We start from the raw sequence: 12889 nt of genomic DNA on the forward strand, positions 1-12889 counted from the left end.
TTATTTAATCATAGATTGTACTAATGCTCTAAAAGATAAGTTTGTATCATACGTTTTATCATAGCCAGCTTGTGTAAAAATAATGCCAAAGTATTTTTTTTCTTTATTAATCCAAGGATGTACTCCCATTGCACTTGGACTACTTAATTCAGATGCCTTTCCGTCTCTTATCTGATAACGCCATACACCTAGTCCATAAAATGGATTTATATTATTGGTTTGATCTTTACCCATTTCATTAATAGCATTTTCAGATAAAACCTTTAATCCATTATAGTAGCCATTATTATTTAACATATACAAAAATTTTACATATTCATTTAAAGAGCAAACTACTCCAGCACCTGCATGTGGATTTTGAGGGTGGGAAGGACTGAAAACTACATTGTTCATATTACATTTTTTCGCAATACGTTCTTCAAAAATTATTTGCCAAGGTTTGTTGTCAGCAATTTCTGCAATTCTAGCAGCAATTTTATAAGCAGAACTTCCATAGAGAGCTGATTGGCCAGGTGAAAATAATGGTTTTGTAAAAACTGCAATTGAATCTACACTAGCTTTCAATGTTAAATCACTTCTTTCATCAAAAGGTGAGTCGCTAACAATGCCTGAAGTATGAGAAAAAATTTGCCTAATTGTAATTTCTCCTTTATTATACTGGTTAAAAATTGGAATATATTGTCCAATTTTATCATCTAAGTTGAGTTTTTTTTCATCTACAAGAGATAAAATAACAGCTGACGTGAGCCATTTTGTTGAAGAAGCAATGGGTAAAAAATCCTCAGAATTATATATGCCTTCTTTATAAGTATATAGTAAAGAATCTTTATTATGAATAAAAACTAAAATATTTTTATCGTATTTATATGAATTTGCTTGTAAAAACTGGTCGAGTGTTTTATAAAAACTATTAGTGATTAAGTTTGTGTCTTTTTGATTAGGGTTTTGGGGATTAGGTGGTATTCCCAAACTGTCTTTTGGCGTAGTTTTTGGCGGAATAATCAAAGGGTTTTTTATTCTATATGTCGAGTCTAAGGAAATAGAATGGCTTTCTGGATAATCAAAAACTCCACACCCCGATAAGGAAAATAGAAAAAATACAAATATTAACACATTTATTTCTAAATAGTCTAAATCAGCCTTGGGAGATTTGGTGGGAAGCATATTTCATGTATAAGTTTCTTGAAAAATCGAAGCTAATCTTATTTTTTGTTTTTTGAAAATATTTTTTTGTTGATTGTTGTTCGATAGCTAAGAAAAGGTTTTTCAATATAATTATACATCAGATAGGATAACAAAAAAGTCGCTAAATAACATGTTGCAAAGGTTATTGTAGTTTTCAGGCAGGAGGTGTTTTGAGTGTTGAATTTTTGGGAAAATAAATCGATTACTAATAGATGTATTAAGTAAAAAGAATAAGAAGTGAGGCTTATTGTATGTATAATTTTAAATATTCTATTTTTATTTGGCACGGGTGTACTGACAAAAGTAGGAATTAAAAAGGAAAAAGATAGGCTAAATATTGGAAGTAAAATAATATCGGATATTACATTAGGTTTGCCATTAATTACATTTTTAACAAACAAAAAGTATGATAGAAATAAAAGTAACAGACCTGTGATAAATAATTTTATGTGATTTTTTAATAATAATTCTTTATTTGTTTCAAAAACGTAGGCAATTATACAGCCAAATGCGATAGAATCAATCCTGAAAAATGTCATTTTTCTCATTGTATCCCAATAATATGGCGTTAAAAAAGTGTCCCAACTGGGGAAGAGATACCCTTGTTTAATAGCTGTGTGTATAATAGATGTATGGTTTGCAATAAAGTATAAAACTGTACGACCCATAAAGCCAATAAAGATAAGAGTCAATGAGCTGAATATGAATGTTTTATATGGGTACTGTGTTTTTTTTTGTAAGATATAAGTTACCCAAATAATAATTGGAAATGAAAAATAAAACCATTCTTCAACTGATAAGCTCCAAGAATGAGGAAATAAATATGGGATAGGAGTTATAGCATTTTGTAAAAAAAAGAGGTACGAAATTATTTTTAACCCAAAGTGAGGAAAGAATAAGAAATATATAAATAAGGTGAATAAGTAGGCGGGAATTGTTCGAAACCAGCGATTTATCCAAAAAGAAGCAATTACTTCCCATGTAATAGCTTTTTGAAAGAAGGTTTGTAGAATAATTCTTCCAATTAGAAAACCGCTTAAAACAAAAAAAGCTTCGACTCCAAAGCCAAGCCAGGCAAAATAAGGAAACTCTTTTTTTAAAGGGTTAAGGTCAATTGAATGTGATAAAAAAACGGCTACAATAGATAGAGCTCGAAAGAGGTCTAATCCAAATATTCTTTGTTGATTACTTTCTTCCTTGATTACTGGATTGTGGCTTGATTGTATCATTTATAACTATGGCTTTATAACAAAGAAAGAAAACCATTTTTATAAATCAAATATGTTTTTAGTAAACGGTAATTTTTTGACGTTAACTTGTTGATTATCAGTTGTTTTTATTTTATCGTGTTTTGGACTAAGCTTCGGAAGTTCAAATTTGTATTAATAGTTTTATCAAACCCTGCTTGTGTAAAAATTATACCAAAATACTTTTTGTCACGATTGATCCAAGGATGGATTCCCATGGCACTTGGGCTACTGACTTCTTTAGCAAAGCCCGATACAATTTGGTAGCGCCATACTCCAAGACCATAAAAAGTATTAATTCCACCCGATTGGTCAAGTTCAATCGTTTTGACCGAATTTTCACTCAGCACTCTTTGGCCTTCGTAAATGCCAAAATTGTGTATCATAGTAAGAAACTTGATGTAATCGTTCATAGTACTTCTTACACCAGCGCCTGCATGAGGATTCGTATTATTGATAAAACTTAGGTATGAGGTGTTAGACATCTCGCATTTGTTCGCTATGCGTTCTTTAAAAATATTTTCCCAAAGTTTACCTTCTATTACTTCTGCAATCCTAGCCGCAATTTTGTATGCAGAGCTACCGTAGCTTGCTTGAGTTCCTGGAGAAAATTGCAAGTTTGAATATATGGCAATTGAATCTATAGCAGCTGCTAAAGATATTCCTCCTCTATCATCATAAGGGGTATCAGATTGAAAGCCAGAAGTATGTGAAAAAATTTGACGAATAGTGATGTCTCCTTTGCCATAGGCGTTAAAAATGGGTAAATAAGCCCCAATTTTATCATTTAAATTTAACTTGTTATCATCTACCAAACTCATAATAACTGCAGCAGTAAGCCATTTTGTAGCAGAGGCAATTGGTAGAATATCGTCAGCATTATATTGGCCATTTTTGTAAGAGTAGCTCAATGTATCATTACAGACAAATGCTAATACATTATTATCATAAGATTGTAAATTGTTATTTAAGAATGAGTCAAATGCAGGAATGTTAGTTACTTTTTTTACTGGTTTTTGAGTGGTATCCTTAGGAGGAATTTGATAATTGGCGGGCACAATTCTTAGTGATATCGGGATACATTTAGGATTGCATGGTGGCGTTCCTTGCGAAAAACCTTTACTAAATGCTAAAATTAGCAGGCAAAAGAGTTTAATGTGTGTATATAAACTTGTTGTATTGCACCGCATGAGAATAGGTAATTTAAAATTGTACGTGTATTAATAATCCCCAAGGGGAACCAAATACCGACTCTCAATTTTTGTGCCAACTTTATTTGGCTAGAAAAAAATGAATGAATTTTTCTAAAACCGACCTTTTAATAAGTATTTGTTGGTGCAGGCAAACAAGGACGAAAAAAAGGTAAGATGCGGACGGTTGGTTTCAATTTTCTTTTCGAGACGCAAAATGGGCTTGCCCGTTGGGATGCGCATCAATTGGGCAATCGCATCGGGTGCAGTCATGGCCCATACCTTTTCTTCTCCTCCTTTTACAATTACGTTATAACGTTTTCGTAAAGTATCAAACAACGACTTGTTTTCTAGGGTAATCCTGTAAAAATTAGGGAGTTCGCTGGCAGGAAGTGCGATTCTTTCATAAAAGACCACTTCTTTGTTGACCGTTCGGAGGCGTTCGACGTAGTAAAAAGAGGCGGCCGTCTGCTCAGGTTGAAATAAAAAATCGGGCGGAAAACTAGAAGTCACACCTCGGGTTAAAATTTCGGTTTGAATTTCCGACGCATTTTTCAAATCGTGGTGGCTATGCGGCTCAATCGACAACATCCCCGACCCCACAGGCAGGGGCAGTACCACACTCCCTTTTCCTTGATATTTTTTGATATATCCCTCTTCGGCAAGCATCGACAACGCCTGTCGAATGGTAGGCTGGGTAAGCTTATAGGCTTGCTGAAGCTCTTTTTCAGAGGGCAATAAACTGCCAATTTCATATATACCATTGTGCAGCTGTTGGCGGAGCGTCTCGTATAAAAATTGGTATTGGGGGAGGCGGGGAGCGGCTTCTGTCATAAGTACGATGAATTGAGGCAACAAAGGTAGCACCTCTTTTTAAATATTTTTCTTAACATTGCATCATGCAAGTCATCGTACCCCTCCATTACTATCTTATCGTTGCAGCCGCTTTGTTTAGTATCGGCGTAGCAGTCATTATTACCAAACGAAATGCCATTGCGGTTTTGATTGGTATAGAGCTTATTCTCAATGCTGTAAATTTGAATTTGGTTGCTTTTTCCCAGTATGACCCCGTGCGTCTTTCGGGGCAAATGCTTACGCTGTTTGTGATGGTGATTGCAGCGGCGGAGTCGGCGGTGGCATTGGCTATTTTGTTAAAGGTATATCGGTATTATCAAACCGCTGATTTGGACAAAATTAGTTCGATGAAAAAATAACGCTTAATACGCGATTTGGTGATTACAATCGTTTTAATCAATAAGAAGTTAACGACTGAAGTTTGTAGTCGTAGGGCTTTGTTAAAAATATCCTAAAAAGAAATGATGAAGCGTATGAGAAGCGTTGTATTCCTGTTGGTTCTTCTAGGAAGTGGCTTGATGGCGCAAGCTCAGTTTGGCAATAAAAATAAAAAACGGCAAGCAGCCGTTACCGATGCCAATAAAAGCCTAGATGAGGTGACAATATTGGGAATCAAAAGCAAATTTTTAGCAAAAGATTCTACCAATGTCACGGTATTTATGCGGGTGGACTTGACCAAACCCAACAATGTTCCTGTGCGTTGGCGAGAATTTACCGAAAAATTTACCCTCAACTACGTAATGTATCCCGACTTCTCTTCAAGAGAACGGTTGGCGTATGGCAACATTCCGCTGAATGAACAAAATGTGGTGCAGTTGAGTCATACACGTTTTATGATTCGATTTGAGGTAAAAAGACCCGCAAATCATGCTTCGGGCGTGTTATTGGGAGAAATTTCTGAAATTGGAACTACCAAAAAAGTGCTGAATGACTTGGCCATTAAGTTTCGCGATACGAAGCTTGGAGAGCGATTTGCCCTGTTTGAACGAACAGGACGCGTGCCGTTGCTACAAAACTACGTAAACCTAAACGACACAGTTCAGCTTCAAGACATTAATAAATCGGTGAAAGAGCTGTATGTGATGCGTTATCGCCACGATTTTGAACCTGCACAGTCGCCGATGAATACCAATCCACGAAATGCGGCCCGAACGTTGGGCGTGGATTCGACTTTCAAAATTTCGACAAGCTCACCGCTGATATTTAAGGAAGAAGGTCTCTATTACATGACAGAAGACACGACCGACACGTACGGGGTGGGAATAGTAGTAACCAACAAGCGCTTTCCCAAAATGACGCGCCCTGCCGAGCTTGTTCGTCCTGTAATGTACATGAGTCAGGCCAACGAAATCAACGAAATGCTGGCACCCAAAGACCCTAAAAAATCCCTCGACCGTTATTGGTTGAATTTAATGAACGGCAACAGCGACTTGGCAAAACGTACGATTAGCGCCTTTTACAGTCGCGTCGAAGAAGCTAACCGACTTTTTACGACCTATAAAGAAGGCTGGAAAACGGACAAAGGCATGATTTATATTATCATGGGTTCACCCGACCGCGTGCAACGAAGCAAAGACCGTGAGGTGTGGGTATATTCGCAGCGGGCTAATTTTTCCGAAATAAACTTTACTTTCAACCGTCGCCCCAATCAATTTGTAGAAGATCATTATGAGCTCCAACGTTACGTTGAATATCAACCTATTTGGTATCCAATGGTTGAAGCATGGAGAACGGGAGCAGTGAGAGACTAGAGGGAGTGTCTAGTGGAGAGTGTCGAATGCAGAGTGCAAAGTGTCGAATAAGAGTGTTGAGGGTTGCTTACAACCCGAATTTTTGGAGTGTCGAATGCAGAGTGTCGAATAAGAGTGTTGAGGGTTGCTTACAACCCGAATTTTTGAGTGGAGAATGCAGAGTGTCGAATAAGAGTGCTGGGGGTTGCTTACAATCCGAATTTTTGGAGTGTCGAATGCAGAGTGCAGAGTGTCGAATAAGAGTGTTGAGGGTTGCTTACAACCCGAATTTTTGAGGGTAGAATGTAGAGTGTCGAATGAATTGATTTACTATTCGACACTCTGCATTCTCCACTCGACATTTTACTTAATATTAATATCAAATGGTAAGCGTGTTTGCGTTCCTTCCATTTGTTGGAGTTTCTTCAAGGTTTTGAGGTAAGGAGCGAAGTCACCTAGTTTTTGCTGCAACATAGCTTCTTCGGCGTTATTAGAAAACTTCGTTATCATTTCCTCAAACACATTCTTCTCTTTTGGATAACGAACGCGATAGTCACCTTCTTTCAATTTGGCTGATTTGGCGGCAATTTCAATTGCTTTGTCTAACCCACCAAACTCGTCAACAAGACCGTTTCCTTTGGCTTCACGACCCGACCATACGCGTCCCGACGCCAAAGACTTAAGCTTCTCCAATGGCATTTTACGACCTTCGGCTGCTTTTTTGGTAAATACGGCGTAGATATTTTCGGTACTGCGCTGCATACGGCTGTTCTCAAAAGGCGTCATCTCACGCGTCACACTTGGCCAATCAGAGTGGGCGTTGGTATTTACGCGGTCGAAGGTAATCCCCAATTTGTTGCGGAAAGTATTTTGGAAGTTAAACAATACACTAAATACCCCGATAGAACCCGTGATGGTGTTTGGATGTGCCACGATTTTGTCGCAACCCATGGCCATGTAATAGCCCCCCGATGCTGCTACGTCCGACATAGACGCAATCACAGGTTTTTCTTTGCGGGTCAACTGAACCTCACGCCACATCACATCCGACGCCAAGGCGCTACCCCCAGGGGAGTTGATACGAAGCACGACGGCTTTCACTTTTTTATCTTTGCGGGCTTTGCGAAGCTCATCAACGATTGTCTCCGAACCAATGTTGCCATCGTTGCTTTTACCCGACATGATGGCACCTTCTCCGATAATGACCGCGATACGGTTGTCGCTGCTGCCTTCTTTGACTTGTTTTTCGGCTTTTGAATACTTGCTGAGTCCCACAAACTTGATTTTATCATCTTCGCCCAACTTGAGTTCTTTGCGAAGCGCGCTTTCCACCTCGTCGTAGTAGCCCACGTGCGTGATAAGTTTATGAGTGAGGGCATCTTGTGGAGAGTCAATGCTGAGCGAGTCAGCCAAGTTTTTCAACTGGGTAGGTGTGATTTTTCGTGCTTGCGAAATTTTATCCACCGCATGGTCGAAAATGTTATTAATCAACACCTGATTTTGAAGACGACTAGCGTCACTCATGTTTTCGCGGAAGAAAGGCTCTACCGCGCTTTTATATTCCCCAACGCGGAATACCAATGGTTTCACTTCCAGCTTGTCGAGTGTGCCTTTGTAGAAGTCGTATTCAGCACTGAGGCCGTTCCACTCCATTCCACCTGCGGGATTGAGGTAAATTTTGTCGGCAACCGACGCCAAGTAATACGCTTTTTCGGTCATTACTTCGCCGTAAGCATACACAAACTTGTTCGATTTCTTGAAATCAAGAATCGCATCGCGGATTTCTTCGGCGGTAGCCCATCCCACCATTGGGTACTGTACATCGAGGTACACACCTTTAATGTTAGGGTCTTGCTTGGCATTGGCGAGCGCCGAGCGAATATCGAGTAAGCCAAGGACGCTGCCTTGCCCGCCCGAAAATTCGGCGAAGGGGTTCTCAACGGCTACTTCTTGAATAGGGTTGTTGAGATTGAGCTTTAACACAGAATTGGTTTCTATCGGTGTACTATCTTCAGAAGAACCTACTGCGGCTACGATTCCAACAAAAAGGAAAAAGCCGAGGATAGAAAATAGGAATAAACCGACGATGGTTGCGAAAACGTATTTAATAAACTGCCACATGAGTATAAAAGAGAAAAAATGTAATGGTCAAAAATAGGATTCTTAATTCAGCTAACAAACAAAAATACGTTTTGGATATGCCAAGGAGGTGGGTTTATGTTAAAAGGCGGATTGGTTGTACAAGTGGGAAAATGAGTGTATGGCTTTGAATGGCATTGTGGTAGCACAAAAAATGTTAAAAGTCTTAAAGTTTCTTAATGGGCTTAGCACCTAAAAAATAATCTGGATAGTTTGCCAAAAACTTTACACAAATGCTATCGGTTGTGCTGCACTTTTACAAAAATTTCTGGATAATTCTACACGTGGTGGCGTGGGGTGGCTGGTTGGCCGTGGGCGCACCTATCGACGAGGAGTGGTGGGGAATGATTGCGCCTCTTTTTTGGCTCAAACTGGCCTCTTACGGCGTAGTTTGGCTTTTGATGCAGACATTTTCTCGTGAGGGCTACCTCTTTTATCAAAACTTGGGCTATTCGCCAACGGCGCTTTTTGTGGGTGCTTTTGGGCTGGACATGGTTTTATTTTTCACTTTATTGACTGCTATTCGGTGGAGCTTATTACTATTTTAGAGATAGACAGCGTGGAACTGTCGTTTGACGAACGCAAAATTTTACAAAGCGTGTATTTGAAAATTCCGAGGTATCAAATCACGTCTATTTTGGGGCGAAATGGTTGTGGGAAATCTTCTTTGTTGCAAATTGTGTTTGGAACAATGAGGGCAACGCACAAGTCGGTCAGGGTCAATGGAAGGTACGTCGAATCACTTTACCGCCAAGGCAACGTGGCGCGCTACCTGCCGCAGCATCCGCTTACGCCTTCTTCCATGAAAGTCAAGGACGCTTTGGGTTGGTACGGGGTAAAACTGACGGAAGAGAAATATGATAAACTTCCTACCCTTATTTCGCAGCGCATGGGGGAGTTGTCGGGCGGAGAAAGGCGCTTTATTGAAGCATTGATGGTGTTGCTTTCGCCCGTGCCGTTTGTGCTGCTTGATGAGCCATTTACCAATTTAGCCCCCATTTACGTAGAAGCACTCAAACAGCATATTGTTGAGCAAAAACAAAATAAAGGGATTTTAATCACCGACCATTTGTACCGAGAGGTGCTCGACATTGCTGACCAGAATTACCTGATTCAAAATGGAAGCACATATTTGCTCACGAACCCCCGCCAGGAGCTGGTCGATAGGGGGTATCTTCCAGGATAGATAACGACTATTTGCCCAAAAATTTGTTACTTTGCCTCGTTAATGATGGTTGACGGTGGGGAGATTTATGGTTTATGGTGGAAGTAATGTCCTGAACAGTAAACAACTAACTATAAACTTTACAAACTCCAAACGGTAAACTCTAAACCGAAAATAGCAAACTCAAAAAAATGGCAAACGGAATATTACAAGGTAAACGCGGCATCATCTCTGGTGCCCTCGACGAAAACTCAATTGCGTGGAAAGTAGCCTTGAAAGCTAAGGCAGAAGGCGCCTCTTTCACGTTGACCAACGCCCCAATCGCGATGCGTATGGGCGAAATTAAAAAATTGTCGGAGGCATGTGAGGCAGAAATTATCCCCGCCGATGCGACGTCACTCGAAGATATCGAAAACCTCTACGGCAAGTCAATGGACGTATTGGGTGGAAAAGTGGATTTTGTGCTTCACTCGATTGGGATGTCACCCAACATCCGTAAAGGGCGTGCATACGGTGATTTGAACTACGAGTGGTTTCTAAAGAGTGTGGATGTTTCGGCGTTGTCTTTCCATAAGTTTTTGCAAGTAGCCGAAAAAATGGACGCCATCAATGAGTGGGGAAGTGTGGTAGCCCTTACCTACATGGCAGCGCAGCGTACGTTCCCTTTCTATACCGACATGGCCGAAGCCAAAGCGATGTTGGAGTCAATTGCACGTAGCTACGGATACCGTTACGGAAAACTTAAAAAGGTGCGCGTAAACACAGTTTCGCAGTCGCCTACCAAAACTACGGCTGGAAACGGTATCGGTGGTTTTGATAAGTTTTATGATTTTGCCGAAAAAATGGCGCCCCTAGGAAACGCCTCGGCTGACTCATGTGCTGATTTTGTGACCATGATGTTCTCAGATTACACACGCATGGTAACGATGCAAAACCTCTTCCACGACGGTGGTTTCTCAAACGTTGGGATTTCAGCAGAGGTGTTGGAAGGGTAGTTTTTGTAGTGATGAGATATAAGAGATGAGTGATAAGATTTCTTATCACTCATCTCTCCTCACTTATCACTCATCTCTCCCCCTAAGGATACAACAAATACTTCTCCCGCATTTTTTTATAGTTCGACAAGCCAGGCTCCCAACTTTTACGAATTTCTTCTTCGCTCGTGCCTGCGATAATCTGCTTTTTAAGATTTTCCGTCCCCGCCAGTTTATCGAAATTTCCCATTTGCTTGCTCTGGCTCATGTCAAAAAACTTGTCTTTGTAAGGATAAGCCGCATAGGTTTCAAACAACCACCTGAGGTTCAGTTTTTTAGATTTTACAAACGTATTGGCGTCAAACTTACGCAGGTCTAAACCATAACATTCTTGGTCTTGGTGGAGTGGGGTTTCGCTCATGCCTTGGATACTTACGGGCTTAAACGTAAAGCTGTATTTTCCCTTCAAAGCGGGTGCACCCAAGACCGTAAAAGGCATGTACGTGCCGCGCCCTTGGCTCAAAATTGTTCCTTCAAACAAACAAATGCTTGGATAAAGCATGATAGACTGTTGCGTGTTGAGGTTGGGCGAAGGCGGCACGGGTAACACATACGGCATGGCGTGGGTGTAATTGGCCACTTTAATGATTTTCAATTTGCACTGCATTTTGTTCGGAAGCCAACCTTCGCCATTAATCATTTGGGCAAACTCCCCAATGGTCATCCCGTGGGTAATCGGAATTGGAAACATACCAATGCCTGATTTGAGGTGAGGCTCCAAAATCGGGCCGTCAACGCAAAAGCCGTGCGGATTGGGGCGGTCGAGGATGACGAGTTCTTTGCCATTCTCAGCGCACGATTCCATCACGTGCGACAGCGTGTTGATGTAGGTATAAAAGCGCGCGCCTACGTCTTGCACGTCAAAAATCATCACGTCCACGTCGGCCAAATGTTCTTTGGTTGGCTTGCGGTTTTTGCCATACAGCGAAATGACGGGAATGCCTGTTTTGGGGTCAGTGCTGTCGCTGACCTTGGCGCCGTTGCTGGCGTTTCCGCGAAAGCCGTGTTCGGGGCCAAAGATTTTGGTAATTGTGACGCCTAATTTAACCAAACTATCAACGCAGTGTGATTTGCCAATGATAGAGGTTTGGTTGACCAACATTCCTACCCGTTTCCCCTTCAAATAAGGTAGATAGACGCTGGTTTGATCGGCGCCTGTGATAATCGATTTGGCAGGGGGATTGACGAAAGACGTCGTTATTAAAATGGCTAAAAATGAGGCGATAATCGCCTTGAAAAGGTGTTTCATACTAGATTGTTTTTGAAGAATACGCGATTAAAAGTGGGTAAAGATAACGACTTTACTCATTTATGTTCGCTTTGGCCGCTTCCCTGGGCGGTCGTAGAGGCGGCAGCTGTTCCTGTTATTGTTGTAAAAGGCGTTGAAACCAATTTACGGACTAAGTCGGGGTGTGAATAAGAAATCAGGTGGCCAGCTTCGGGTAAAAAGATGTAATGGGCAGGCTTATCGGCCAGTTGTTGACGCGCAAAATCAAGGTTACTAGGATCTACAATCCAGTCTTTTCCACCCTGCACTACAATCGTGGGCACTTGCAATTTCGACCATTGCGGTTGCAGTTTTTTCAATTCGCTGGCGTGAGCAAATTTCTCAAAGGTGGCTACGTTGAGGCGACGAGGAAGCCACGCACGGACAATCCACCATTTGGCAGGTTTGGAAAACCACCAGAATTTTTCTTTGGTTGGGTCGATGGCAGGGGCAAGCATCACCAGCTGACTAAACGCGTTGGGGTTCAAAATCGCCATTTGTGCCGCTATGGGTGCGCCAAACGAACGCCCCAACAGAACCGCTTTTTGCTTCGAATGATTAAGCGAAAGGGCCAACATAGCGGCTTTGGCTTGGGTTTCGATGGATGTTACAAAGCGTTTTTTGCGCAAGCTCGAATGATTGTAGCCCAAGCGGTCGATGGCAATAATGTGAAAACGGCTTTGTAGCAAGGAATCATCGACCATGTTCATATACCCATACCAAGCACCAGGTGCTCCGTGAATGAGCAACAGCGGAGGCAGGGTGTCTGCGCCTGTGGTAGCGGCAAACAGCTTGAGGCTGTCGTTTTGAATGGTGTAAAAAGTGGGTTTTACTGGGCGATTGGCGTAGTGTTCGCGGATGTCACGGTCGTTTTTCCGCCACGACCGAAAGCAAGACGACAAACTCACGGTTAGGAGTACGAAACTCGCCCAAAGAAAAAGTTTACGACTTATCATAATTGAAAATATTTGTGCAGTCGGTTGCTCACAACCGACTAATTTGTGCCAGCGGTTGCTTACAACCGCGTTTTGTGAAATAAGGAGGTTGTGAGCAACCTCCTGCACGGGCTGCAACCTC

The 12889-nt window shown here is 41.4% G+C and carries 12 protein-coding genes; 5 read left to right on the forward strand and 7 right to left on the reverse strand.

What is annotated here, in order from left to right; genetic code table 11:
* The 4 genes from AC23P2_RS15015 to AC23P2_RS15030 form a co-directional block, all read right to left on the reverse strand.
* On the reverse strand, positions 1-1164 hold the full coding sequence (locus AC23P2_RS15015) for a serine hydrolase domain-containing protein (protein ID WP_487773963.1): 1164 nt from the start codon (positions 1162-1164) through the stop codon (positions 1-3).
* 38 nt (positions 1165-1202) lie between these two features.
* Positions 1203-2414, reverse strand: coding sequence for an acyltransferase family protein (locus tag AC23P2_RS15020; protein ID WP_487773964.1), 1212 nt, complete (start codon positions 2412-2414; stop codon positions 1203-1205).
* Positions 2415-2521: 107 nt separating this feature from the next.
* Positions 2522-3490 carry a serine hydrolase domain-containing protein gene (locus AC23P2_RS15025; protein ID WP_487773965.1) on the reverse strand — a complete coding sequence of 323 codons (969 nt, stop codon included), beginning with the start codon at positions 3488-3490 and terminating at the stop codon, positions 2522-2524.
* A 246-nt stretch (positions 3491-3736) separates the two neighbouring features.
* Entirely contained in the window at positions 3737-4456 is a 720-nt protein-coding gene (locus tag AC23P2_RS15030; protein ID WP_487773966.1) for a GntR family transcriptional regulator, read from the reverse strand.
* 65 nt (positions 4457-4521) lie between these two features.
* On the opposite strand from AC23P2_RS15030, the gene nuoK reads away from it, so the two are divergent.
* Together nuoK and AC23P2_RS15040 are read left to right on the forward strand one after the other, a co-directional pair.
* Positions 4522-4836: an NADH-quinone oxidoreductase subunit NuoK gene (nuoK, locus tag AC23P2_RS15035; protein ID WP_028525359.1), complete on the forward strand. Its 315-nt coding sequence runs from the start codon at positions 4522-4524 to the stop codon at positions 4834-4836.
* Between the two features lie 114 nt (positions 4837-4950).
* A complete protein-coding gene (locus tag AC23P2_RS15040) occupies positions 4951-6228 on the forward strand; it encodes a GWxTD domain-containing protein (protein ID WP_487773967.1) in 1278 nt (425 codons plus the stop codon).
* A gap of 342 nt (positions 6229-6570) precedes the next feature.
* Here AC23P2_RS15040 and sppA read toward each other — a convergent pair whose 3' ends face one another.
* Positions 6571-8328 carry a signal peptide peptidase SppA gene (gene sppA / locus AC23P2_RS15045; RefSeq protein ID WP_487773968.1) on the reverse strand — a complete coding sequence of 586 codons (1758 nt, stop codon included), beginning with the start codon at positions 8326-8328 and terminating at the stop codon, positions 6571-6573.
* A gap of 251 nt (positions 8329-8579) precedes the next feature.
* On the opposite strand from sppA, the gene AC23P2_RS15050 reads away from it, so the two are divergent.
* The 3 genes from AC23P2_RS15050 (at position 8580) to AC23P2_RS15060 (ending at position 10506) form a co-directional block, all read left to right on the forward strand.
* Complete coding sequence (locus AC23P2_RS15050; protein ID WP_487773969.1) at positions 8580-8894, forward strand: hypothetical protein; 315 nt, start codon at positions 8580-8582, stop codon at positions 8892-8894.
* Positions 8873-9532, forward strand: a complete 660-nt coding sequence (locus AC23P2_RS15055) for an ATP-binding cassette domain-containing protein (protein ID WP_487773970.1) — start codon at positions 8873-8875, stop codon at positions 9530-9532. Before AC23P2_RS15050 ends, AC23P2_RS15055 begins: the two co-directional genes overlap by 22 nt.
* A gap of 170 nt (positions 9533-9702) precedes the next feature.
* Positions 9703-10506: an enoyl-ACP reductase FabI gene (locus AC23P2_RS15060; protein WP_183973428.1), complete on the forward strand. Its 804-nt coding sequence runs from the start codon at positions 9703-9705 to the stop codon at positions 10504-10506.
* Positions 10507-10588: 82 nt separating this feature from the next.
* Here the strand turns inward: AC23P2_RS15060 and AC23P2_RS15065 are convergent, their stop codons facing one another.
* Both AC23P2_RS15065 and AC23P2_RS15070 read right to left on the reverse strand, forming a co-directional pair.
* Entirely contained in the window at positions 10589-11794 is a 1206-nt protein-coding gene (locus AC23P2_RS15065; protein ID WP_487773971.1) for an exo-beta-N-acetylmuramidase NamZ family protein, read from the reverse strand.
* Between the two features lie 56 nt (positions 11795-11850).
* On the reverse strand, positions 11851-12768 hold the full coding sequence (locus AC23P2_RS15070) for an alpha/beta fold hydrolase (RefSeq protein ID WP_487773972.1): 918 nt from the start codon (positions 12766-12768) through the stop codon (positions 11851-11853).
* Positions 12769-12889: the final 121 nt, after the last annotated feature.

It is taken from the genome of Runella sp. R0.1_18, assembly GCF_057652155.1.